Origin of the sequence: Pseudoalteromonas sp. L1 (genome assembly GCF_021728095.1) — a bacterium.
Classification (GTDB): Bacteria; Pseudomonadota; Gammaproteobacteria; order Enterobacterales; family Alteromonadaceae; genus Pseudoalteromonas.
The window spans coordinates 693,900-719,876 of record NZ_JAKKCT010000002.1 but is presented as its reverse complement, the minus strand read 5'-3'; the positions used below and the strand labels follow the sequence as shown (position 1 = coordinate 719,876).

Below are 25,977 nucleotides of genomic sequence, written 5' to 3'. Positions count from 1 at the left end.
AACGGTTGGCTTTCTTTATTTTGTTAACTTGGTGTTCACTTTTGTTGTGTATTTTGTTTTAAATAAAATGCCATAAATATAAGTTTTTGATTTTTTGTGTTTTTAAATCTTTCCTCAACTTTATCTTACCACTTTCAACTGTCTTTCCTAATTTTAAATTGTAATTGAAATGTTAATTTTAATGTACAAAACGCTACATGGTTTTGCGTGAGTTTTAGGTGTTTATCAATCATAAAATATACGTGAATTAGTTTTCTATTAAGAAACTGAATTCTTAAGTATGCATTCGATTAAAAATAAATATAAAGGAGAGAAAAATGAGATCACGCAGCCTACTTTCTAAGCTGTCTTGCGCATCCGCTATTGCGTTAAGTGCCGTGCTGACATTATCACCTGTTGCTCATGCAATGAAATTAAAACAACAAAATCTGCAAGAGATGGCGGTTCAGTCAAAAAATATTATTTCTGGCAAAGTTATTAAAGTGACGGATGGGTTTGATAATAAGCGCCCATACACAGAGGTGACATTGCAAGTAGCATCTGATGCCAAAGGAAAGTTAAAAAATGATTCTACCTACACATTTAGACAGTTTGGCTTACTGAAACCGCGTTCTATGGGTAACGGTAAGGTTTACCTAGGTGCTACACCGGAAGGATTTTCTAAATGGCGCGAAGGCGAGCAGGTTATTGCGTTTATGTATAAACCTGCTGCAATGACAGGTTTTCAAACCACGGTAGGTTTAGCGCAAGGTAAGTTTGTTGTACGTAACGGAAAAGTTCAGAACAGCTTTGCTAACGATGGCCTTTTTGAAGGCGTTGACACCAGTGATTTAACGACTGAACAGCAAAATATTTTAACAACACCAGGCGCCGTAGATGTAGGCGTGTTTATGGGATTAGTGGGTAAATTGACTGGAGCACAACAATAATGAAATTTTCAAAAATTGCAGCAGCCTTAACCTTAGCGACCGTCACATCTGGTGCCTTCGCTGGCGGTCCTTTATATATTCATGAACCAACAATGACCCCTTACAAATGGGATACATCAAAAGGAAGTATTCCAGTTTGGACTGATGGTGGTCAACTAATCAAAGATAAAGACGGTAATGATGTACAAACATTTACTGTACTTGAGAAAGGCACAGTATTTAATATTGATGTGACCTTACCTGACGGCACTGTGCTTCCTGCTAATACTGAGCTTGAACGTGACTATACGTTCTTATCAATTGAGCAAGCAAATAAAGTCACAGCAAAAGCTGTTAAAGAATGGTCAGATGTTGAAACATCGACATTTGAAATGTCTATTCAGGGCACTATTTTTGAGAAAACAGGTATTGCTGATGTTACAGCTGATAATGTGGATCAAATTTATGGTGTTGAGAATGGCTATGGCTTCTGGGTTAACTATGATACCGATGGATCGATTCTTGAGAATTACTTCGGTGTTCCTAGAGACTCAGTGCTGGGGATTGCTTTTCCTGAGTGGGCGGACGAAGAAACAGGCGAAATTATAGAAGCAACAGCGCTGATGAATGGCTGGTTTGTGGATATTAGTGACACAGAAGGTACGCAGGTTGGGGGTGTTTTCACTCATGAATTTGGTCATGCGATTAATATGTCGCATTCGCAAGCCAATGGTCACTTAGTTTATATGTCGGCAAGTTATAGCCCTCAATATGATGGTGTACCAGGTTGTGCTGGCGTTACTAAATTCACAAATGGATCTATGCTTGACCATTCAGGTATTGAAACAATGTTTCCATTTATTAATGTGCGTGGTTCAGCCGGTGCGAACCAGCATACGGTCAATGTGAAAGACGATATTGTTAATATTTCAGATCTCTATCCAACGGCTGAATATAAATCTCAGTTCGGTCGCATTAAAGGTAAGCTACTTACCAAGGAAGGCGTTGAATATTCGGGGGTTAACTTAATTGCACGTAATCTAGATGACCCATATCAAGACGTGATCAGTCAACAATCAGGCAATATGACGCAAGGCCTAATTGGTCCTGATGGCTCATTTACCATCAATGGTTTAAAGCCTGGCGCGCGCTATGCTCTGTATACTCAAGAGATTAATGCCGGTGGTTACCCTACAACACAAACCAATATTCTTTCAGAGTCAGAGTATTGGAATGAAAACGAAAGCGCAGATCCAAGTGTCGATAATGCGTGTGCAATGACAGAAATTGTTGTATCGGCAGGTGAAACAAAAGAAGTGGAGATGGTTTTCAATGGCTATCTTGATGGTATCCAATATACACCACTTATCTCAGCGTTTGTGATGGACCATGCTAAAAATGGTAAGAAGGCGCTTGGTGTAACTTCATCAGGTATTCCATTTATCTATGACAGTGCTAACAACGAAATAGATACACTTACCACACCTCAAGGGTATGCATTACTTAGTTCTACAAATGCAGCTATGAATAAAACGGCTACTAAAGCGGCTATTACAGCTCACTTTAATGATAACGGTATTATGCAAGGTGGTGTTTGGGATATTAATTCAGGCAAGGTTTCCATGCTCGAAGATTTAACAGGCAACACCTGCTCACTTTCAAGCCAGCAAGGTAATAGTTCACATAGTATTTGGGATATAGATGACTCAGGTAAGGTTGTCGTTGGTACTACGCGATTCCCATACGATGGCAGTAACAGCTGTGCGCCAGGTGAAGGCTCGTTTTCAATAGGTATCCCTACCGTATGGGATGCCAGTACAGGTAAGGCGACTCTTTTAGAAGGTGTAAAAGCGGTAGATCGTTCCTATGGCTCAGGTAAGGAAGCTGCAATCATGGATGGAGACACAGAGATCCGCCGTACTGCTTGGGTTAGAGCTGATAGGGTATCAGGCAATGGCACAACGATTACCGGTTCGACTAATGGCTACACCCAAATAGCATGGGTAAATGGTCAACTAGTTGATACATACACTGAGTATGGGGCAATTGATAACTCTGTTATTTCTGAAGATGGTCGTTACGTTGCATTTGGTTCGATTGAAAATCGACGTCCACAAGGTGTTAAAGTTTGGGATACAACAACGGGTAACACGAAGGAAATTGGCAGCCTACGTTGGTGTGAACATGTGCCTGCGATTAACCTTTGGACTGATTATTGTGGCTTAGGCTACAGCCATGATGAACTTGTTGACTTAGGCTTTGGCCTTCCTTCAGTGATAGTGCTTGATGCAAATGAAGATCTTTCAATGATCACTGGTCGTGCAGGCAGCCCGCTAGCAGGTGGTTTTGTTGGTGCTATTTATCTTGAGGGAATTGGCTGGATGTCATCAAAAGAGTTTTTCTCAAAACAAGGTGTAAGCGAAGCGAAAGGCTTGTTAACAGACAATATATTTGGTTTGAGTGCCAATGGTTCTGAGATGATGGCCGGTATTGCAGGGTTAACCTTATCAATTGAGGTTGATGCAAACAAAGCATTCGTGTGTGATAACGGCACTGATTATGAGCTTAGCTTCCCTAAGCAAGTTGTTAAGGCGGTTGAGAAAGGCGCTGAATTTGGTCGCTGCGCACATATAGCAGACTAGTATTTACTCCGTAAGATCCCAAAGGCTCACTGCTACAGTGAGCCTTTTCTAATTAAGTTATAAAAGGAGCAGGTAATGTATAAACATGCGATGCACACACTATATCTGTTGATTTTTTGCTTCATTACATTTAACTCAGGTGCGCAATCGAGCTTACAGCAAGATAAACTCAACACGAACAAAACCTTCCCTGAAGAGCTTGCTACAGTGTGGGAGTTAGATGAAGCAGCGTCTTTAGAGTACGCTAAAAAATCAGCTTACTGGGATGAGAATATTGCTAAATTAATGCCCAAATTAATTGCAACAACCAAGCCCATAAAATACCGCTTTGTAGATGGCAAGCTGGTTAGTTTGCAAGGTCAGCATGAGCAACAAATAGATATTCGCCTACAACAACAAACGCAAAGTACCTATACGTTTGAATTTCAGTTTAATAATAAAAGTGGTGCTTTAAAAGTGATGAAAGCAGCAGGTGGACGAATCAATATTCAAGCAGATGGTTTACTTGGCTATCAATTTTTACTGTGGAACAAGCGTCGTGACCGTTTGAGTGGTGTATAACCTTTATTAAGTTAAAACTGAGTCTGCTGTAAAGAGATGGCGACCGATTTGGGCATCTCTTTATAGCTGTGTAATCGATGGTGTGTGATAAGAGAGCTTCGCCAATTATGATCTAGATCAATAAAAAAAATAGGCAGATTATTATACTCCCGCGCTCAATTATTCTATTAATTCATGCAACCGACTTGTACTCGGTTCGATGTGTGGAGCTTTCATGTCGTCACCTATTTTGACCCCTCGTCCTTTTACGCCTGAGTTGTTATCACCTGCGGGTAGTTTAAAGAATATGCGTTATGCTTTTGCCTATGGTGCAGATGCTGTTTATGCAGGTCAGCCTCGTTACAGCCTTCGTGTTCGTAACAATGAGTTTGACCTAGATAACCTACAAATAGGTATCAATGAAGCGCACGCACAAAATAAAAAATTGTATGTGGTGTCGAACATTGCTCCCCACAATGCCAAGGTAAAATCGTATTTACGCGATATTGAGCCTGTCATTGCTATGCAGCCTGATGCGCTGATCATGTCTGATCCTGGGCTTATTATGTTGGTTCGTGAAAAATGGCCTGACATGCCAATTCACTTATCTGTTCAGGCCAATGCGGTGAACTATGCCACAGTGAATTTTTGGGCAAAGCAAGGTATTGAGCGTGTCATTTTATCGCGCGAATTATCGCTTGAAGAAATCGCTGAAATTCGCCAGCTATGCCCGAATACAGAACTTGAAGTGTTTGTTCACGGTGCACTTTGCATGGCGTATTCTGGTCGTTGTTTGTTATCAGGGTATATTAATAAACGCGATCCAAATCAAGGAACGTGCACTAATGCATGTCGTTGGAATTACGATGTAAAACCAGGCATCGAAAATGAAACCGGTGAAATGGTACATAAAATCGACCCTAAAGCGGTGATCCCAACACTTGGGGATGGCGCACCAAGTAACGAAGTATTTATGCTGGAAGAGCAGGGGCGTCCTGGCGAATACATGCCTGCTTTTGAAGACGAGCATGGTACTTACATTATGAATTCAAAAGACCTACGTGCAGTTCAATATGTTGATCAACTCACTAAAATGGGCGTACATAGTTTAAAAATTGAAGGCCGTACAAAGTCTTTCTATTATGTTGCACGTACTGCGCAAGTGTATCGTAAAGCCATTGATGATGCGGTTGCAGGCCGTCCATTTGATGCAAACTTATTTAAAACCCTCGAAAACTTAGCGCATCGAGGCTATACCGAAGGGTTTTTAAAGCGCCATGCGCACCAAGACTATCAAAATTATGAGTACGGTCATTCGGTATCTGATAAGCAGCAATTTGTCGGTGAAGTATTAGGCCGCACTAACAATGGTTTAGTTGAAATTGATGTGAAAAATAAATTCTGTACTGGTCATTCACTTGAGCTAATGACGCCAAAAGGCAATATCAATTTTAACCTTGAGTTTATGGAAAATAAAAAAGGCGAAGCCATTAGCGATGCAAAAGGCTCGGGCCATATTGTAAAAATTCCTTTGCCAGAAGACATCGACTTAGATCACGCAATTTTGATGCGTAATCTAGATGCCGACCAAGATACCCGCAATCCATTCAATAAAGCTTAACAACAAGATGCGCTAGGTCATACTTAGCGCATTTTATTCACCTTTTTTGCTATTTCACTGTCGCTAATAATTATTTTTACTATCCTTTTTATAAGGCAAATAACAAATTTAATTAAAAATTGTGGTGAAATTTTTAGTCCATAAATCCCATCATCGAGAGCTTTTACACACGCTGCCATATATTGCTGCGGGTATTGTTTTGAGTGCAGTTGTATTGCTACTAGAGTGGTTTGGTTTAATTGCTGAAATACCATTTTATGTTGCTATGCATACCAGCGTAGAGTTGTTTTCGGTTGTTATTTCGTTTTTGATTTTCGCCATTGGTTGGAATACTTGGCATTTTACTAAAAATTATCAGTTGTTGTTGCTTGCATGCACAATGTTGTGTGTTGCTATTTTCGACTCCTTGCACTTTTTAGCTTATGACAATATGCATGAAAGTGCAGAGCAAATGAGTTTAGTGCTTAATTTTTGGTTAATTGCACGACTTTTTAATGCCGCAGCATTTTTAATTATTGCGATGGGGATCTGGTTTAAATATAAGCCTCTTAATGCCAATATATTATTAACTTCATTACTGCTCTTCAGTTTCTGTATTGCTAGCGCAATGTTCTATTCGCCGCAATGGTTATCAGCTATATACATTCAAGGAAAAGGGGCAAGTCACGTAAAATTTATAATAGAGCTGAGTGTATTAGTCCTTTATACCAGTGCAGCTTTTATGTTCGCCTCTCAGTTAAGTAAGCCTAGAGCAAATTTGAACATAGCAGGTAAAACCCTTGTGTGCGTACTCGCTATTTTGAGCGAAACATGTTTTGTAGTATTTAATGACACCTCTCACACGACCAATATCTTTAACTTTTTTGGTCACGTTTATAAAGGGTTAACTTATTTCTTACTCTATAAAATTCTCTTTGTAGAAACCGTTACTAAGCCCTATGCAGCACTTGAAAACTCAACTAAGCAATTATCAGCAACGCTGACTGCCTTACCCGATTCAGTATTCGAGCTTGAAGAAAATGGCACATTTCGTGAGGTTTTTAGTGATAATTCTGATAATCATATTTTCATTAAAGGCATGATAGGAAAAAACATCCTAAAGCTATTTTCGGATTTAGATGCGCAAGAGTTTATAAAGGGGTTAAAAGAGTCAAAATGTTCTGGGGTGTGTTTGTTGAATCCATTACCTATTGCATCTAAGGGGCGTGTGATTCATTTTGAGTTTTCTATCACATTATTTGAATATGATAATAATGGCCCTACCTATTTAGTGAATGCTCGCGATGTATCTGAAAAAGTGGGCCGCGTAGCTGCACTTATACAGCAAAGTAAGTTTAATCGAGGTCTGCTACATTTGACCGAAATCTCTTTTCAAGATGACCAAGATGTATTGCTAAATTATGCCGTCGAGCAAGCACGTGCGATAACAAACTGTGATGGCGCTGCGCTGTTTATCTGTAATGAACAAAAGCAACTTGCCTATAGAGCTGAACACGGTTCTACATTTGCCGTGTGTACCGAAAAACTACAAGCAAAAGTGGCCGTTGGCGAAGCTGTTATTGTTAATCGTAAACAAGCAAAAGAATTTGGTTTACCAAGCGATTCAAACTCTTTTTTAGTTGTGCCAATTCTTCGGTATGGAAAATGTCATATGGCTATCATTTTGCAACATATCGAAAAAGTGTTCACAGTGCATGACAAAAACATGCTTACAGTATGGGCTGAGTCTGTTTGGCAGTGGTTTAATAAAATAAACCTAAATAAACGCATGCATATTCTGTCACAAGCGGTTGAACAAAACCCACACCCCATTATGTTTACCAACACAGATGCCAAAATTGAGTATATGAACCGCGCTTATTTAGACATGTGCCAGTATGACTACGATGAGCTAATAGGACAAAGCCCTCAAACAATCAGTGCAGGGCAAACAGACCCCTCTGTTTATAAAGATATGTGGCAGCAGCTTAAAAATAAACAAGCTTGGGTAGGGGCGTTAGTTAATATGACTAAGCATGGCAAAACCCTTGTTGAGCAAACAACCATTTATCCAATTTTAGATAAACAAGGCAAGGTGAGTAATTACATATCATTTCAACATGATATGACTAAAGAAGTTGAGAGTGAAACACGCATTCATCAACTTTCCTATTTTGACCAACTAACTGGACTGGCAAATCAAGACAGATTAAAAATGGAATTTGAAGGAATTGCCAAGCCACACGAAGATTCGAAAGCTGCATTTATATTAATTGGTTTAGATAACTTTAAAATACTAAACAAAGCAATGGGGATAGCTCATTGCAACCTTGTGCTGCAAAAGTTAAGCGCCAGAATCCGCAGCTTTTTAGGGGAGCATATAATGGTGGCGCGTTTACAAAGCGATCGTTTTGCATTTATTACTCCCTATACATCGACAGGCGCCATAAATAAAAGTACACAAGAATTATTAAGGGTGATAAGCGAGCCGTTACTGGTCAATGATGAATTAATTGTTGTTACGGCCTCTATTGGTATTGCTTTATATCCTATTGATGGCAAAGAGTTTGAGCCGTTATTGCAAATGGCAGAATCAGCGATGTTCGAAGTTAAAAAGCTAGGTCGTAATAATACGCTATTTTACGCTGAGGAGATGAATAAGTCTGGGCTGCGACAGCTACAGATTATAAATGCGCTTAATTATGCGATTGAACATAATGAGTTTTCGTTGGTGTTTCAGCCACAGATCGAACTTGCAACGGGTATAACCGTTGCCGCAGAAGTGTTACTACGTTGGCACTCAGAAATACTGGGTGATGTATCACCCGCTGAATTTATTCCTATCGCTGAAAGTTGCGGGCGCATCAGTGAAATTGATGACTGGGTATTTGAAAATGCCGTTAAAACTGTTCGTCAATGGCAAGAAAGTGGTATGCATAAACTGACGTTTGCGATTAACTTATCGGCGACTAAATTCATTAAAAAGCATTTACTTGGTGATTTAATTGCGGTTTTGCAAACACATTCCGTTAGCCCTGAATGTATTGAGCTCGAGTTGACCGAGACCATTGCCATTGGTAACCCTCAATTTGCCTTAAACACCATCACAAAATTGCGTGAAGCCGGTTTTAAAATGTCGATTGATGATTTTGGTACAGGCTATTCGTCGATGAATTATTTAAAAGACTTTTCACTCGATAAGCTCAAAATAGATAAATCGTTTATTGATGATTTAGAAAACCCCAGCGATGCTGATAAGGCAATTGTTAAGGCTATGATTGATTTAGCCAGCGCGTTAAATATGGAGTCAATTGCCGAAGGGGTCGAGACCCCGCAGCAACTGAACATACTAAAAGAGCTTGAGTGCTCCCAAGTACAAGGCTATTACTTCAGTAAACCCCTGCCAATTAAAATGCTGTATGAGTTTGTGAAAGGTAAGCAATCTAAGCTGGCTTTAATTAGCAAATAATAACGAGTTTGTTTAAATTTGTTGTTGCCTTAACCTTTGCATATCTTTTTGCGGAGGCAGGCCAAATAAACGGCTGTACTCGCGACTAAATTGCGAAGGGCTTTCGTAACCGACCACACCACTTGCTTGACCAGCATCAAGACCATTGATCAGCATTTGATCGCGAGCTTCTTGCAGGCGTAAGGTTTTTAAATACTGCAATGGGCTGGTGCCAGTAATGGTTTTAAAGTGCTGGCGAAATGTTGATGAGCTCATATGCGCTTGTTTTGCTAACTCTTCAATTTGTACTGGGCGCATAAAGTTGGTTTTAAGCCAGCTCACAACTCTAACTATATGACTACTTGGTGACCCCTCTGATGCTAGTTTTCTAAGGTGAGGCCCATGAGATCCCTGTAAAAGGCGAATAACAATTTCTTTCATGAGTAATGGCTGTAAGCCGTCGCGAAGTGCGGGATTATATTCAAGCTCGAATAACCGAGTGAGTGCATCAGTTAGGCCAGCATCGATATTATGAATAGAAATCGGCTCAAACGTTTCGTTGCGTGATTGCTTTGGCAGTTTAAGTTCTGCGGCTGTTTGCAAAATTAAGTTGTAATCAAGCTTTAGTACCATGGCAACAAATGGCTGGTGGCGTGTTGCTTCGGTCACATGGGATACCACGGGTAAATCGAAAGTCGTTAACATGGTTTGCCCACCAGAGCAGGACAGTACACTGTTTTCAACTGAAAGCATTTTTGCACCTTGCAGCACCACCGCAAGGCTTAATGTGTAAATACAATGCAAGGGGTCGGTTGGTGCGTTACGAATGTGCAATGTGAGCTCTGGCGTATGAGAGGTAATATCACCCGCTTTATTAGCGAATAACATAATCTTTTGCGCGAGCGGTTTAGCAATCTCTTGATGGTTGGTGTCTATCATGTTTTAAAAACTCACGGTTAGTTATCTTGGCTGTCAAATTTATCAAGCATATCTTGGCTACTAATTTGAGAGCCCATACGGCCACGATTCACGTACCTGTGAGAAAACGTTTTTGCGCCATTTGCCCGAACTAGCTTTTCAAAATCATCAATAAAATGCTGTTCGAACTTACTGTTAAAGGTATTAAATAAAATCACATTTTTACCTGGAAAGTCATTATTTTTTGCAAACTGCCAAATCGGTGGGGCAGGGCTATAAAGCCAAATAGGTGAGCCTAAATAAATGGTTTGATACTTCTCAAGGTTTATATTGCTCGGGGTAATTGTTGCTACGTTGCTTCTGGCATCATTGAGAGCTGCTATCCAACCAGGAATACCTAACTCGTAATCGGTAGCCGTTATCTCAAACAGCTCCGCGTTATGCTTTTGCGCTATGTGATCTGCTAAAACCCCAGTATTCCCAGAGCGAGAAAAAACCACAACGGCTGTTTTGGCATCAAGCGTGATTCTCGGCTCCGCATTGTGTAGACGTAAGCTGTTTTTAGCATGCTGTGATTTTTCAGTTTGTGTGACCCAAATGGCAAGAGATAAAAGCCCTAATACGACTACTGCGAGTATTATAAATAGCCATTTAATCATTCGTTAACTCCTAAAATCGCAAATTCAATTCAACAACAAAAGTAAGTTAGGCCAAGCATGGGCCTAACTTCTTTGTTTTATGCATGCTCAGTTTATAAGCGCCCGATTTATAAATGCTTGGTTAAAAAAGGCAGTATTTGCTGCATCGCTAACGCAACTGGCTCAGGGTTATCGTACAGGTCATAGTGTGACCAATCTTCTAGTTCAACGAGTTGTCGGTCTTTTGATGCAAATGACTTTCCGTAAATTTCTTTACCGTCACGGTACGCGCCAAATGCCCCTACTTTTTGACCAATTACAGCCATCATAGGTTGAGTCATTAATGTTTCGGCAAACGCGAAGGCATCCCACGTGAGGGTTTTTTGTGCATGAGAAAATAACATACGTGTTGCGCCACCTTCGCTTTGACCACGCGATGTTTTGTAGTAATCGGTCGCTTCGAAAACATCACGTTCAGTCAGGCCATTGTCGCGGGCAAATTCAATACTTGGTGGGAGTAATTCGTTAACTTGTAAATCACCACCAAGTGCTTCAGCAGTCCGTTGTGCTGCCATCGCTTCAAGTGCGCCGACTGGGTTAAACTCGGTGAATGCTTCTCTAAATAAACGACCTAAATTAACTGGTGTGATGCCCACAACGGCTTTCACGCGCTTTTCAGTCAGTGCTGAGTTAAATACATAAGCACCCCCACCACATACCCCAATGCTGCCAATGCGCTCGTTATCGACATAAGGGAGTGTCACTGCATAATCAATAACATGGCTAATATCTTCAACACGTTGTGATGGGTTTTCAATAAAGCGAGGTGTACCGCCAGATTGACCTTGATAGCTGGCATCGAAGGCAATAACCACATAACCCGCTTCAGCAAGTGCTTTACCATATACACTACTTGAGGTTTGTTCTTTACAGCTACCAAATGGGTGAACACTGATCATGGTTGGGTAGGTTTTTGACTCATCAAAATTAGCAGGTGTTAAAACAAGTGCTGAGATAGCCCATGCCATATCGTGGTTTTGAATACTAACTGTTTGAATGTTCATGTTTTTCTCCTAAATACCGTTTAGGTATGAGCCCTGTTTGGGCTCATACGTATTAATAATTACAGATTGCTTGTAAAGAACGGGGCTAATACGCTGATAGCTTCAGTGATTTCACTTTCGCCATCATATAAATCCATGTGGTTTGCACCTTCAACGATGTGCATGTTTTTGCTGCTTGATGCAGTGCGCGCCATTAGGTCATCGCTCATCCACTTGCTGCCTGCATTGCTGCCGACAACGGTCAGTAATGGTTGTGTTAAAAATGCTTCAGCTTTAAAGAATGCATCATAAGTGATGATTTGATTTAAGCTGCGTGCAGTCGCAAAACCCGGTGCAGTGCAATAAGCTGCGCGGTCTGTGTGGTAGTATTCCCACGCTTGGCGAAGCTCTTCGTTTGGTGCATCTTCTTCTTTCAGCGGTGCCATTGGGATGGTCGCAATGTCGTTACCACTTGCATCCGATGTGCGAGAATCAGAGCCAGCTTGGATATATGGGATAGCGTCGCTGTCTTTTACATTGTTATCCCAGCCATTACGGAACATTTGGCCAATATTTACCATGCTTACTGTGCCAACGGCTTTAATACGACGGTCGTTAATTGCAGCATTTGCGGTGTAACCTGCCCCTGCACAGATACCCATTGCGCCAATGCGATCATTATCTACATAAGGTAAGGTCGTTAAGTAATCGATTACTGCACTTACATCCTCGGTACGAACATGTGGGTTTTCAAGTTGGCGTGGCTCGCCAGTGCTTTCACCTTGGTAAGATGCATCGTACGCAATAGCGACAAAACCTTGCTCAGCTAGTTTACGTGCGTAAGTCCCTGCTGTTTGCTCTTTAACACCACCACCTGGATGCGATACGACAACGGCTGGGTAGGTTTTCGTTTCATCAAAATCAGCAGGTAAATTTAATAAGCCAGCGATAGTAATATCTAAACCGTTAGTGTTTGGAAAAGTAACTTTGTTCATGAGCGTATATCCTCGTTGGGTTAATAAGTAAGGACAGAGACTATTCTCGATTGCAGAGCTGTTTGCTTTGCGTCCTTCATTGAGATTAAGTATAGAAGTCGGTTGAAACGAATGTTTGCCTAAAATGACAGGGTGTTTGTCTAAAATGCCGAAAGACAATAAGTGCAGTAATTTAAATAAAAGCGAAGTGGTGATTGTTTGTGCTTATGGTTATTTTAACTAACATACAATAATATTGCTTGTCGTTCATTTTTATCAGTGAAGATACAGGTTCTAGTTGCCTAGAAGAGTAGCTGTATACTTTAGTGGATAATGGAAGCCAAATTGCCTGTTTTGCTTTAATTAAATAGTTACTTTACAGGAAGTGATGTTCATTTCTTATTGGTCGACAAGCGCTAAGAGGGGAAATGCTGCACACTTAGACATGAAATCGTAACAGTAGCGAGTTTAGAAACCGAGTGATAGTATAACAAAGATTAGCATTCTTCAGTACACATTGCAGGTTAAATGATGCTGTGAAGTTTAATCGGGTTCTTGAAGCCCTCAGTTCTTTGATAGAGGAAAAGGATGAATTTATCACCACAAGCCAACCCCAAAAAATCTATTTTCCTTGTTGAAGACGACTTAGCGTTATCCTGTTTAATCAGAGACTTTTTAGAGCGATATCAATTTAATGTGTCGGTGTTTTCTAATGGGGCGGAGGCTGCAAAGGAAATCTTACGTTGCCAACCTGACCTCGTTATTTTGGATATTATGCTCCCCGGGATGAATGGTTTGGATGTTTGCCGCCAGATCCGCAGTGAGTATCACGGTTTTATTATGATGCAAACTGCACTGGACGATGATATTGACCAAATGTTGGGCCTTGAGATAGGGGCTGATGACTACATAGTAAAACAAGTTCAACCTCGGTTACTCCTAACGAGAATTAATGCTTTACTTCGTCGTTCACAAAGAGCAAACCCATATCATCCTAATGACGAAGTTCATACGGCTATAGAATGTGGCCCCTTAGTCATTAATTTGAGCAACCGCTCAGTCACATTAAATCGTCATTCAGTTGAACTCACGAGTGCAGAATTTGAACTATTGGTGTTACTGGCTCGCTCAATAGGTAAGGTGGTGTCACGCGATGACATAATCCAGACAATTAGAGGATTTGAATACGATGGATTAGACCGCTCTATTGATCGGCGCGTGTCAAGGTTAAGAAAGAAACTACATATGTACCACTCTGAAGAGATGATAAAAACTGTGAGAGGACTGGGGTATCAGTTATGCGTATATTAGAGGGTATGGCGTATGCTTAAATCGTTTGCAGGATTATGGTTGCTGGTGTTTGGCCCTCTATTCTTTCTTTTATATCCTAGCCAGTATAATCCAATAGTGCGATTTAATGAGCATATTGAAGGTCAGCGGTTTATTCATATCTATCAAGGTACACTGAGGTTAATTGAGTCGCGATTAACGATTATTCCTGAATCTGAGAGGCAAAAAAGTATTGCTTCACTGAAACAGAAATTTGGTTTTGATATTAGGCTCGTGCCTTTAACTAGCTTGTCTTTGAGTGATAAGAAAAAAGCACTTTTACAGCAAGGTGAAATACTATTCATTAATGCAGAGCCTGAAAGTCTTTTAAAAACAGTACCCCAAAGCGATCAAGTCTTACAGTTTTTTACTGATGTTTCAGCAGAAGAAAAAATCAGACGCGGCGCTCAAGGGTCTATATACCTTCTTCAACAAGCATTTGAAAATACACCTTCGCAGGACTGGCCGTCGCTTCTTGAGCAATTGTCGGTAACATTTTCTTTTGATATGGAAATCATCGCACCTAACTTACTTAATCCCACATTGGATGAACAACAACAAATTGAGCAAGATGGTTTTTTCTGGCGAGAAGAGTCTTCAGGGGATCTATCATTTTATGCTCAGCTACCAGCAAAAAAAGGGTATTTGAACGCTAATTTAATACCAACGACTTCTGTGGATCTTTCAGTGGTACTGATATTGATAGTCGTGTTTGTACTGCTGATTTCTGTTTGTATGTTTTTATGGGTATATCCATTATGGCGTGATCTTCGAAACCTGCTGGTTGCTGCATCGGAGTTTGGTAAAGGAAACCTACACAGTAGGGCGGAAGTATCAAAAATATCTGTTGTTGCTAGTTTAGGTAGTACATTTAATCAAATGGCGAAGAAAATAGAGCAGCTGCTTGAAGGCCAAAAAACACTCACTAATGCTATAGCGCATGACTTACGCACTCCGTTATATCGAATTAGATTTGCGTTTGAGATGCTTGATGACTCAACGTCAAAAGAGCAAAATAACCAGTATCGACAAACTATTCTTAACAGTATTGATGATGTTGAGCATTTGGTTAATCAAACACTGCAGTTATCTCGGTACAGCAACAAAATACAATTAGCTAATTTTGCAAGTTATAACCTTTCTTCAATATTAGAGTGGGAATGCCACAATATTTTTCAGTTATACCCGACAATCCAACACACGTTAAATATCGAACCTCAATGTCGAGATAAGCTGGCTTATGTTGATAAAACTGCTATGCAGCGTGCAGTTAGCAACCTAGTCATCAATGCATGCAAATATGCTCACTCTCAGGTTGAAGTCGCCCTTGTATATAACCTACAAGCGGAGCAATTTACAATTGAGGTAAGTGATGATGGCCCAGGTATAAATGAGGCTGATCTGGAACGCATTTTTATGCCTTTTGAGCAGCTTAACAGCACAAGAGCAGAGTCAAATAACGGCTATGGCTTAGGGCTCGCCATTGTGAGTCAAATAGCTAGGTGGCATGGCGGCACTATTACTGCGGGGCGTTCTGCTTTAGGTGGTGCACTATTTGTTTTTAACTTGCCATCTGAGTATAGATGCTCTGAGTGAGTTGTTAAGTAATGTGAGGTATAAAGAGGGGGCTGACGAATAAAACACTGTCCCAGTTTGTCACATTAAGCCTGTATTCTATTCGTTATACTGCTACTTGCTGGTTTTGATTTGTACATAGTATGAAACTTATCAAAACTCTTTTATACCAAGGAGCACAGTATGACAATTGAACGCAAGTTGGCTCGCTTATTTAGGCTCGATCACGATGGTTGGGGTAGGCATGCAAACCCTTTAAGTGTGTGGTCTCGATACAGCGTATTGCCCCTCTTTTTAGCTGCTATTTGGCTAAGAAATTACAGCATCACTTTGATGATAGTCGTTTTGATATTAGCTGTTGTTTGGACGTTTATTAATCCCATTATTTTCTCAAAACCTAAAGATGCGTCTAGCTGGGCAACGAAAGCTGTGCTTGGCGAACAGGTATACTTAAACCGTGATCGCAGTAGCTTGCCTGAGCATCATCAAATACGACTGTATCAGATTCTGAAAATAACGGCTTCAGTGGGTGTTTTCATAAGTTTGTGGGGGGCATATAGCTTTAATATTACTCACTGTGTTTATGGGGTTTTAATAACTTATTTAGCTAAAAGCTGGTTTTTAGACCGCATGGTGTGGCTTTACCATGACAACGTAAACCTTGACACGTTTTAACGAGCACTGTCACAAACTGTCTTATTTCGACACATAACGACCCGATATTTACTACGCCATTTGATTATCATGCAGACAATTTAATCAATACTGGTTCGTTTAGCCATGAAATGGAAGCGATGAGATTTGTAGCTCATCGTAAGTAAAATTTCTAGCGACTAATCACGAACTGGATAAACTGGCATTAAGAGGATGTTATGAAACTGAGTCGATTAGGTACACTAGCACTACCTGTTTTGTTTTTATTGGGAGGGTGTGATGAAAGTAGACTGTCTGAACCCGAGCAAGGTTATTGGGTATCCGAGCCTTATGGTTCTGCACTTCATATCGTGGCTGATGCTGTTATGCATTATGAGTTTACACCAGACTACTGTTTACTTTCTAAAATCGAAACCTTAAGTAAAAGCGAGTTTTTAAGCCGTTATCAAATAGCAGACAACGAACTATTCAGCCCAACATACCCAGGCTTGTCGGTGGATGATAATGACTTTGGCATTGAGTACGAATCATCATCAAAACTGCCTGAAATATGTCGCCATGATATTTTTGATTTAACATCAGGGATTGATAACAACTCCCCCGAAGTGATATTAGAGATGTTTCTGCAAACCTTTTCACAATACCATTATAGCTTTGAATCTGTGGGTGTAGATTGGACCGAGGTAGCTCAACAAGCTAGGTGGGCTGTATCAGAGCAAACCTCAAGAGCAGAGTTATTTGAAATAATGTCTGAGGCAATTAAGCCGTTGCAAAATGGACATGCTTTTATCTCAGACGGCGATAAAGTGGCCGTTTATCGTCAGTCAGAAAAGCCTATATTATTTGAGCGCCTACGAAACGAATTTCTTACTAAAAATGATTTAACGCCGCCGTTAACTATATCTCAAAATAGTGCCTTAGCAGAGTACATCAAAGAGAGTGAAGACCTCATTCAGGCTGCTATTTTAAGTAATTTATCCTCAGATACTTTATCATTTGCAGCTAACGACCACATTATTTGGGGGACACACGAAAAGTTAGGTTATCTGTTTATTGATAGCTTTAACGACTATACCGAAGAGAATAAGCACCCTGAAGCACTTGCTTTACTGCATAGCACAATGAAGCAAGTTATCGCTGATTTTGAATCAACAGATGGTGTGATTATTGATTTAAGATTTAACGGTGGCGGCTATACTTATTTGGCAAAGGCACTCGCTGAGTATTTTATTGCCAGCCCACAAACGGGCTACATTAAAAGTACTCGTTACGGAAATCAGTTTACCCCTGAGCAGTTTGTAACACTCACACCTGCAGCACACAATTATGGTAAACCCGTTGTAGTGCTGATAAGCAATACAACGGCTTCTGCTGCTGAGCTTGCAACTGTGATGCTTAGTACATCAGAAAAAGTGACATTAATAGGAGAGGCAACGCAAGGAATGTTATCGGGTAGTTTAATTAAATCACTACCGAATGGTTTTATCTTTGGACTGTCTAATATGAAACAATTATCAAATAAGCGCGTGTTATATGAGCAAACAGGTATCCCACCGATGATTCAAACGTCATTTTTTAACCTGCAAGATCGCGTTAATGGAACAGATAAAGGTTTTGACGCAGCTGTAGAATGGCTTCTCTCTCAAGACTAGCGCTTATAATTAGAATACATTGAGTCGTTTCTCAATGTATTCTGATTTATTGAAATGAGTAAGCAGGCATACAACTTGTTTTTGTACAAAGACGTGTTGCTATCCCTTCGAGCGAAGCGAGCGCCTTGAGAGATTTTGTTAGAGTTTGTGGCGTAAATGATACTCATATTTGTCCTTTCCAACCTTTACGAAGCCCAGAGAAAGGTATAAATTTAAAGCACGATTTTGTTTTAATACATTAAGCTCTAATACTTTACACGTTGAGTGCTTGATAAACCAAGATAAGATAGCTCGTCCATACCCTTTGTTTTGTTGTTTAGGCATGATCTGAAGTTGATGAATTTTGCCTATACACCCATCTCTTCGTATTTTAGCATCCCTATTTTTACATCGCCGAAAAGTACAAAATACATACACTCAAAGTTCTCTTTTACCAATTCTAAATGATCGGCGATAGATAGGCTTATATTTGCTTTATCGAAATGTTCACTCATGGTGTTTATTCTAAGTTCCAATAAAAAAGGAATATCGTCTTCTTTGACTTTGATAAAAGTGAAATCCATTTAAACCTCGAAAAATCTAACAGTCCCGCTTGAACAGCTTATTATGTTCCGAGTACACACCTCATTTGCACAGAGTCCAAAACAACGCCATTTTGAGTTGTAAATTTACTAATGCCGTACTTTTTAAAACCATTACGCATATAAAAATTAACAGCATTTAAAGAAGCATCAAGATCTAAATATTGTAAGCCTGCTTTTTGAGCTTCGCTAAATATAAAGTTCAGCATTTCTTGCCCAATGCCTTTACCTACATATGTAGGTAAAACAAATATAGAATTTAACTTTAGGTTTTTAATATTCAGTTCAGCAAAGCATACTACTTTTCCATTACTGATTTTTACGAATTGATCATTACCTTTATTTGCGCTTTCGATAAAACGCTCAGCCCAAGGTTGACCAACCCAATCTAAAACTTGTGATGTTTCATAGTTTCTAATGCAAAGTGCTTTGGCTGACTCTCTGAATACTAAGTCCATTTCTTCATAGTCTGATTTTTCTGCTTTTCGAATCATTACTAAACTTTCCTGAAGGAACCTAACACCCAAGTAAGGGGTGAACAACGCTACCACCTTACCTAAAGCATTGTGCCATAAACACTAAATTTGAAGAAGCAGCAAAAATGCTAAGCGTTGTGAATCCCTCTTGAGCAGTTTGTTATGTGGATGCTCCCACCAACACCAAAACGGTAATTGCACCAAACAGTATCCATGATAGGTGTTTTCCTTTTGATCCTAATAGGGCCGTCAGAAAGTGCACACCAAATGTAATAGCGATTATTTGGCCAACCAGTTGTTTACCAAACTCTGGCTGCGCTAGAGCCACAATAATGCCAGCTAGCCCCAACCAGGCAACTGACGTTAAGTGCCATGCAAATCTCAACGTACGTTTAGTAAAATCATCGCTTCCTAAGATCTTTGGCAAGTTGTCACGCTTAAACAACCTAGAAAGGATAAAGCGTTCTCCGAGGTAAGAATGAGCAATAGATACAACCATTAGCAAGAAAGCTGCGAAATATAAAAGACTTTCCATTTTCTCCTCCATCCACATAACATTTTAGTATTTATGCAACACGCTGTTTGAGTTGCATAATCGCTTATTGGACTGAGCCGCTACCAGCTCGGTGTGTCAGAATTGGTGTTGTTTATGCTATGGCTTTACTTATAAAAAATAGGCTTTTTGGAGGCTCTCACTTTCCTCGCTAATTTAATCAGCTTAGATAGTGTTAAGTAAGCTTTCCCTGCATTTCTCAGCGCTTATTATGTATTCATTACACCTAAATTTTCATTAATAAGCAATTATATTTTTACGTACACGGAGGCCGCTAGTCCGAGCAATTAAGCGGGTTAACTAACTGATTTTAAGCAGCTACCTAGCTGCTCAACCGTTATGCTTTGAGTAAATTCCGTACTACGCTCAAATTCGACTCCAAAGCATTTTCTTTGAATGATTTTGGGAAGTCCACTTGGCGAAAAAAGGCAAAACTAAGCCATTATCTCTTTCACCTAGAAAGTCGTAGATAAATCCTAGATTATTGTCCTTCAAAATTTTGTCTAACGCCCTGCTAAGGGGTGAGCAACGCAATACCGAAGCCACCGCAAACCACCTTAATCACTAAATTCAACGCATAGTAAAAATACCACGCGTTGCGAATCCCTCTTGAGCAGTTTATTAAGTTTTTTTTACCGACTTTGGTTTTACTGTTGGCCTTTTAGATTTTTGCTCTACTTCAGCATTATATTGATATTGTCCTAAAAGTTTCAGCAAATGTGCGGAGGTAGTAGTAGTTTTTCCTGACCCCGTAGAATGTCTTGTAATATGTACTTTATCAGCACTATTTTGCGTTTGAGCTTTAAGCTTCTCAACCTGAGCTTTCAAGTCCTTAATAAGATTAGTTTGAGACTGATGTTTACCATTAGATGAATCTAACTCTGTAAAAAGTCTATCGATCTCTGCTATATTTTTGTCATTCTCTTTCTTAAAAGCTTCATTCTCTTTTTTCACAGCTTCCAGGTCTCTCGCTGTCGACTCGAATTCATTCACGAGCTCTTTTACAAAAGACCCCATTTCGTCAGCACTACCCGCCAATCTATTAAATATGCGTAAAAAATAAGATATTTGTGGATTATCCGAAAAGTTAGGATATCTGATCTTATGGTCAATCTCACTCCAGCCCTCTTCAAAAATAGTCCTTACCTGAACTTCTGTATAAACAATTTGGTTAAGCGGCTGAGATTCGAACACATAGTGCAATGATCTATAACCCGCAGGATGCTGCTTAACATCAAACTGTTCAAGTTCATCCTTAGTTTCATCACCATCTCTAACGTAGTAAGTTGGCTTTTCTTTAGTATTCCATATACCACAAAGGTAACTATCAATTTCTAAGCAATCGTCTTTAAACAAATGAAGTGCTCTTATACCGACTAAATCTGTAATTATTTCATGATAATTATCCTTATTAATGCCAATGTAGTCGCTATTAAATGAGTCCGCTCCGTTAATTGTTTTCCGAACAATTTTCTCCATTAAATGCTCAGAGTCTTTAACTCTCCACCTAACAGAGTGAACTTTTGAACAGCGCTGAATTATTCTAGCAAAAAGCTCCGCCGTTTCCTTTCGTTGCTCTTCCTTTGACTGATGGTCTATTCCAATATCCATTAAGGTTTGCCACTCAATATCGCTTGAGTTCCAATCATCAGCACTTATATTATTTTTTTCTAGAAAAAACTCTAATTCTAAATTCTGTATTTTCATTTAACCTTCCATAAACCTAACGCCCGTATAACGGGCTAATAAAGCTTGGCTATAATTGGTGAGGCACGAACCAAGCCAAGCTTTATTAGTCCATGCGTTGATGCGTTTGTGAAGTTCCGCTTTTACTTGGCCTCTCATAAACTTTCACGGTAAAGCGTTGAGCAGTCCAATCTAAGGACTCTAAAAGAAGCGAATAACTAATACCATTAAGTTCAAAATCCCACGTATCACCAGGTTTTGCATTTTCAGTAGAATGCTTAACTCCATCCGGAAGTGTAATTTTTACTGATGCAAATTTATCTATATTTATTTTTTGTATACCTAATGATGCTTTTGTTTTTGGATCTAAAAATGTATCACCAACGCTTTTCCTTGAACCAAATTCGTAACTATCCGGCTTTTTGTATTCAAATGGATTATTTATTTTAGGTCTATTGGTTAGCTCGCTTTTTAACGACTCAATTTCTTTTTCAAACTTCGATATTTCTAGCTCATAGAAAGGTAATGTATTAGGAGTTTGTTCCAACCACCTAAGATATTTATCATTGTCTTTTGTTAACTGGTCTAGTCTAGTTAGAAGAACAGTGTTTCTAGCATTAACTTCTTTTGCTTCTGCTGCTATTTTTTTAGATTTAGCTTCGATTAGCTTTATCTTGTTTTCATCGAATACAAAGTAGAAAGCAGCCCAAGTTGCTGCCGCAACAATAACTGAATGGCCAATAACAGATCTAGCAGGATGATTTTCAAACCAATTACTCAAATGGATCTCCGGATTAATAAAAGGAACTTAACGCCCGCATAAGGGGCTGATAATGTTTGGCTAAACTTGTGTAGCGAAGCGAAACCGAGCCAAACTTTAGCAGTCCCGTCACTTAATGCACTTGTTAGGTATACATTACTCACCGTACTCAGATAAGTACAGTTTTAAACCTAGCTTTCCCATTATACTCATAGCCTTAGGTGAGAGAATAGCTCCGCCACCGCAAGCATTTTCTCTGATGCTGAAACCAACATCAGCGATGTAATTTGAAGAAGGGAGATTTGATGAGTTTTCAAAAATCCAAGATTCTAGTTCCTGTATTTGAGATGGAAGATCCCAAACACCTTTTGACAATGTGGCTATCGTTTCCTTTGAGCCTTCGACTTTAATGTAAATTGGCACCTATCTTCCTTGTATACCTAACGCCTCGCTAAGAGGCTAAAAACAGTTGGTTAAAATAAGCGACGAAGGAGCAAAAACCAACTGTTTTTTTCCTTTTAAGCAACTTGTTATGTGCCCTCATCCACAATAATTAAATCACGATATTTCGCCCAACCATAAATATGTTCTTTTATTTGCTGAACCCTTACTTCAGGAGAGTGTTTTGCATTTTTAATAGAAATAAAGTGTTCTTTCTCAAGTAACCAATTCACCAAACCCAGGCTATCAAAATATTTACACTCGACATCGGAATAACCTGGATTGAGCCAGTGAGTATACGCAGAATATTCATTCTCAAAAAAATAATTGAATGTATCGCGTGCACTTTCAATGTATTGCATAGAACATAGTACAATTCTTGGCCTTTCCACCGTAATTAAATCCCCTACGTACATTTCCCTTTCTTCAGGTGAGCCACTAACTAAGAAAACTTCTACATATTCAGTTTCTGTTATATAAAGCTTTCTTAGATTAACTCCTGTTTTTACTGCTCCCGAATAGCTCCTTCCACGTGGTCGTCTTACCTGAATTCCTGTTACCAACAACAGCAATTAATAAATTATCTTCCATTGGAATTATATCTCCGTAATATGCTTAACCTACAGAAGGCATGTAACGCCCGCAGCAACCGCAGCTTTGTAGTGGAGCCGCAGGCGCAACGGAAAAGCTGTTGGATTGCCTGCGATTGTTAGGGCGTGACTTAGCGCTATCCACCTTTAATTGCCGCTCCGACAAATACACCAACCAATGAGGACAACACGCCGATGACCACCGGCACCCACCATCGAAGCTCCTTACGACGAACAACTGCTTGAGTTTGTAGCTTCACTGCTACATCTATTAATGCAAGGATTTGTTCCGAGGACAGAGGCAAACGGGAGATATGAGACCTATTGTCTTTCGGCAATGCCTTAAATTGCTCTACCGTAATTACTTCTTCAGTCTTTGTGTTATAGACTTTAGGTTGAGCGCGCCGAACGACTAGAGACTGAAAATCGTCATCGCCTTTACCGGCCCGAAAAAATTCGGGATGCTCATTAAAAATGGATTGCCAGTCATTCGCGCTCTTTGGCTTTTCGCCGAGCAAATTAACCCATGACTCTACCTTGCGTCCCGAATACCTATATGTACCCATTACCTGGATTGCAGCGATTACATCAGCAAGCCTATGTTGATGAGCAAGGTAAGGGGATTGTTTCTCAATCATGACTTGTCCTGTTGTGAGCCCTAACAATTTAATAGTGCGCAAATTGCGCAAATTTCTACCACACAACTGCCCATCCTTATGATTACTACATTTTTATCAAATTAACTAACCTTTTACTAGCTAACAAAATATTTTTAGTTTGGTAAAGTGGTCTTACGATAAACATGCGCAAATTGCTCATTTTCCTGAATATAGGGGAAAGTTGTAAATTCTGAATATAAAAACCATATCAAAAGAAAATATTCAATGTTTGCTGTTTGCTTAAAGCCACCTTTAAATCAATTACGTTAACTCATTTTGGAACAGAAACGAGTTACTTCTTAATAACTGTTGCAGGCACCAAAAATCTGTTTAGCTTCCATAAAAAGCATCTTACTTCCTCATCAAACAATTTAGCTCGGTAAATAATCGCTGATGCAGTAACTCTAGAACATCAGTCGAAGAGAGTCCTTGGTACTTCTAAGGTTGATCTAGATCAAGGAAATTTCATTCGCTGCAATCTATATTACGCGGCTGCAATTTCGTTGCGTCCGAAATCCATAATGTGGATTTTAATGGCAATACTCATTTTCATGCTTAAAGGTGTGTCATGGCATTACTCATCAATAACAAATGTATTAATTGTGATATGTGCGATCCTGAGTGTCCGAATGAGGCTATTTACATGGGCGCGAAGATTTATCAAATCGATCCTAATAAATGCACTGAGTGTGTTGGCCATTACGATAATCCGACTTGCGTGAGTGTTTGCCCAATCGATTGCATTAAACCTGATCCAAATCATCGAGAATCACTTGATGAACTTGCTGATAAGTACGTCAAACTCACTTCTCAAGCGTCTTAGTATTGTACACTCATTCTTTTTAATGATTTTAAAGTAGCAGCTTGCGCTAATTGTTCTACAATTCTAGGTACAACAATACGTTATTATTAATTAAGGTGTGTTATGTGGTTTGGTAAGTCTTTAGAAGCTGAAATTGCAGCATTAAAAGCAGAGCTCTACCCGCTTAAAGATCTAACAGCAGGCATTGATGAAGAAATGCTGGTTCTTAGGCTCAATGCTGATGGGGTTATGGCTTATATTAACCAAAACTTTTTAGATGAATTAGGCTACTCTCTTGAGCAGCTAATTAACTCTCCTTTTGAAAACATAATTACACCTCAATCTAAAAGTAGTGATCAATTTATAGCGCTAAAACGTGCAATTGATCGTCAAGAGCATGGCGTCGGTCATCTACAAATAGCTCGATTCGATGGCAAGCTCGAATGGTTACGTTTAATTGCTCATCCAGTTCATACCGCAGAAGGGGAGCTGGACTATTTTGCGATTTACGGCACGGTGCTAACTGATGCAATTGCCAGTTCCCGTGAGCAACGGGATGTTATTAATGCTATCTACCGTTCAATGGCCGTTATTGAGTTTGATCTAAATGGTAATGTACTCAATGCGAATCAGCCTTTCTTAGCAGCCATGGGTTATAAAAAAGACGATATTGTAGGTAAACATCACAGTATGTTTTGTGAACCCGAGGTCGCTAAATCCGCAGAATATGAAGCATTTTGGCAGCGCCTCAGACGGGGGGAATTTATTGCTGAGCGTTTCAAGCGCGTTGACCGTTATGGCAATGACGTATGGCTTGAAGCGTCTTATAACCCTATTACGAATGATTTTGGTGAGTTGTATAAAGTAATGAAGTTTGCCACTGTCATTACTGATCAAGTGAACCGTGAGCATGCTATTTCTCAAGCAGCAGAAATTGCTTATGGCACATCAACAGAAACAGATAAGCTAGCCAAACAAGGTGCACACGTTTTACAAAGCACTATGGCTGTGATGGATGAGCTTGCGCAGCAAATGGAGCAGGCAGCACAGGAAATCGCAGCGCTTGATAAGCAATCACAACAAATAGCCAATATTGTGCAAAGCATTAGTAGTATTGCTGAGCAAACCAATTTATTGGCGTTAAACGCTGCTATTGAAGCTGCTCGTGCCGGAGAGCAAGGGCGTGGTTTTGCTGTTGTGGCTGATGAAGTAAGGCAATTGGCGTCTCGTACGTCTAAAGCAACAGAAGAAATTGTTGATGTCGTAAAAGACAATCAGTCTCTTACGCAAAATACCGTGCGAGTGATAGAGCAAGGTAAAGTTAAAGCTGAGCAGGGGCAAGTATTAGCGAATGAATCAGGAAAAGTTATGGAAGATATTCAGCAAGGAGCGCAGGAAGTTGTTGATGCCGTTGGGCAGTTTGCTAATCAACTAACAAGTTAAATATGCGTATTTTTCTTTTTTATATTCAAATTGTTAAGTTAATTCTTATTTCGTCTTAAGAATTT

General features: G+C 39.8%; 23 protein-coding genes. 11 read left to right on the top strand and 12 right to left on the bottom strand.

Going from position 1 to position 25,977, the window contains the following annotated elements:
• Positions 1–317: 317 nt before the first annotated feature.
• From L3V38_RS09340 to L3V38_RS09320, 5 genes are all read left to right on the top strand, one after another.
• Positions 318–929, top strand: coding sequence for a hypothetical protein (locus tag L3V38_RS09340; RefSeq protein ID WP_130151873.1), 612 nt, complete (start codon positions 318–320; stop codon positions 927–929).
• Positions 929–3,550 (top strand): hypothetical protein, encoded by a 2,622-nt coding sequence (locus tag L3V38_RS09335; RefSeq protein ID WP_237119217.1) that lies wholly within the window; start codon positions 929–931, stop codon positions 3,548–3,550. Before L3V38_RS09340 ends, L3V38_RS09335 begins: the two co-directional genes overlap by 1 nt.
• A gap of 75 nt (positions 3,551–3,625) precedes the next feature.
• Positions 3,626–4,111, top strand: a complete 486-nt coding sequence (locus tag L3V38_RS09330; RefSeq protein WP_237119216.1) for a hypothetical protein — start codon at positions 3,626–3,628, stop codon at positions 4,109–4,111.
• A gap of 214 nt (positions 4,112–4,325) precedes the next feature.
• Entirely contained in the window at positions 4,326–5,711 is a 1,386-nt protein-coding gene (yegQ, locus tag L3V38_RS09325) for a tRNA 5-hydroxyuridine modification protein YegQ (protein WP_237119215.1), read from the top strand.
• A gap of 124 nt (positions 5,712–5,835) precedes the next feature.
• Positions 5,836–9,159: an EAL domain-containing protein gene (locus tag L3V38_RS09320; RefSeq protein ID WP_237119214.1), complete on the top strand. Its 3,324-nt coding sequence runs from the start codon at positions 5,836–5,838 to the stop codon at positions 9,157–9,159.
• A gap of 12 nt (positions 9,160–9,171) precedes the next feature.
• Here L3V38_RS09320 and L3V38_RS09315 read toward each other — a convergent pair whose 3' ends face one another.
• From L3V38_RS09315 to L3V38_RS09300, 4 genes are all read right to left on the bottom strand, one after another.
• A complete protein-coding gene (locus L3V38_RS09315) occupies positions 9,172–10,077 on the bottom strand; it encodes an AraC family transcriptional regulator (RefSeq protein WP_237119213.1) in 906 nt (301 codons plus the stop codon).
• Between the two features lie 17 nt (positions 10,078–10,094).
• Complete coding sequence (locus L3V38_RS09310; RefSeq protein WP_237119212.1) at positions 10,095–10,715, bottom strand: flavodoxin; 621 nt, start codon at positions 10,713–10,715, stop codon at positions 10,095–10,097.
• A 107-nt stretch (positions 10,716–10,822) separates the two neighbouring features.
• Entirely contained in the window at positions 10,823–11,758 is a 936-nt protein-coding gene (locus L3V38_RS09305; protein ID WP_237119211.1) for an alpha/beta hydrolase, read from the bottom strand.
• Positions 11,759–11,817: 59 nt separating this feature from the next.
• On the bottom strand, positions 11,818–12,732 hold the full coding sequence (locus L3V38_RS09300; protein ID WP_237119210.1) for an alpha/beta hydrolase: 915 nt from the start codon (positions 12,730–12,732) through the stop codon (positions 11,818–11,820).
• Between the two features lie 567 nt (positions 12,733–13,299).
• On the opposite strand from L3V38_RS09300, the gene L3V38_RS09295 reads away from it, so the two are divergent.
• The 4 genes from L3V38_RS09295 to L3V38_RS09280 all read left to right on the top strand — a co-directional run bounded on the left by L3V38_RS09295 (position 13,300) and on the right by L3V38_RS09280 (position 17,921).
• Entirely contained in the window at positions 13,300–14,022 is a 723-nt protein-coding gene (locus tag L3V38_RS09295) for a response regulator transcription factor (protein WP_237119209.1), read from the top strand.
• Positions 14,023–14,034: 12 nt separating this feature from the next.
• Complete coding sequence (locus L3V38_RS09290; protein WP_237119208.1) at positions 14,035–15,636, top strand: ATP-binding protein; 1,602 nt, start codon at positions 14,035–14,037, stop codon at positions 15,634–15,636.
• Between the two features lie 162 nt (positions 15,637–15,798).
• Entirely contained in the window at positions 15,799–16,290 is a 492-nt protein-coding gene (locus L3V38_RS09285) for a DUF6653 family protein (protein WP_237119207.1), read from the top strand.
• 197 nt (positions 16,291–16,487) lie between these two features.
• Positions 16,488–17,921 (top strand): S41 family peptidase, encoded by a 1,434-nt coding sequence (locus L3V38_RS09280; RefSeq protein ID WP_237119206.1) that lies wholly within the window; start codon positions 16,488–16,490, stop codon positions 17,919–17,921.
• 347 nt (positions 17,922–18,268) lie between these two features.
• Here the strand turns inward: L3V38_RS09280 and L3V38_RS09275 are convergent, their stop codons facing one another.
• The 8 genes from L3V38_RS09275 to L3V38_RS09235 all read right to left on the bottom strand — a co-directional run bounded on the left by L3V38_RS09275 (position 18,269) and on the right by L3V38_RS09235 (position 23,646).
• Positions 18,269–18,415 (bottom strand): hypothetical protein, encoded by a 147-nt coding sequence (locus L3V38_RS09275; protein ID WP_237119205.1) that lies wholly within the window; start codon positions 18,413–18,415, stop codon positions 18,269–18,271.
• A gap of 110 nt (positions 18,416–18,525) precedes the next feature.
• Entirely contained in the window at positions 18,526–18,996 is a 471-nt protein-coding gene (locus L3V38_RS09270) for a GNAT family N-acetyltransferase (RefSeq protein WP_237119204.1), read from the bottom strand.
• Between the two features lie 142 nt (positions 18,997–19,138).
• Complete coding sequence (locus L3V38_RS09265) at positions 19,139–19,513, bottom strand: hypothetical protein (protein WP_237119203.1); 375 nt, start codon at positions 19,511–19,513, stop codon at positions 19,139–19,141.
• Positions 19,514–20,152: 639 nt separating this feature from the next.
• Positions 20,153–21,238 carry an addiction module component gene (locus L3V38_RS09255; RefSeq protein WP_237119202.1) on the bottom strand — a complete coding sequence of 362 codons (1,086 nt, stop codon included), beginning with the start codon at positions 21,236–21,238 and terminating at the stop codon, positions 20,153–20,155.
• A gap of 85 nt (positions 21,239–21,323) precedes the next feature.
• Positions 21,324–21,998, bottom strand: a complete 675-nt coding sequence (locus L3V38_RS09250; protein ID WP_237119201.1) for a hypothetical protein — start codon at positions 21,996–21,998, stop codon at positions 21,324–21,326.
• A gap of 135 nt (positions 21,999–22,133) precedes the next feature.
• Positions 22,134–22,400, bottom strand: a complete 267-nt coding sequence (locus L3V38_RS09245; protein ID WP_237119200.1) for a hypothetical protein — start codon at positions 22,398–22,400, stop codon at positions 22,134–22,136.
• Positions 22,401–22,507: 107 nt separating this feature from the next.
• Positions 22,508–22,981, bottom strand: coding sequence for a hypothetical protein (locus L3V38_RS09240; protein WP_237119199.1), 474 nt, complete (start codon positions 22,979–22,981; stop codon positions 22,508–22,510).
• 164 nt (positions 22,982–23,145) lie between these two features.
• Entirely contained in the window at positions 23,146–23,646 is a 501-nt protein-coding gene (locus L3V38_RS09235) for an N-carbamoyl-L-amino acid amidohydrolase (protein ID WP_237119198.1), read from the bottom strand.
• Between the two features lie 589 nt (positions 23,647–24,235).
• Between L3V38_RS09235 and L3V38_RS09230 the strand changes: the two genes are divergently transcribed.
• On the top strand, positions 24,236–24,490 hold the full coding sequence (locus L3V38_RS09230) for a YfhL family 4Fe-4S dicluster ferredoxin (protein WP_237119197.1): 255 nt from the start codon (positions 24,236–24,238) through the stop codon (positions 24,488–24,490).
• Between the two features lie 102 nt (positions 24,491–24,592).
• Entirely contained in the window at positions 24,593–25,912 is a 1,320-nt protein-coding gene (locus tag L3V38_RS09225; RefSeq protein ID WP_237119196.1) for a PAS domain-containing methyl-accepting chemotaxis protein, read from the top strand.
• Positions 25,913–25,977 lie beyond the last annotated feature (65 nt).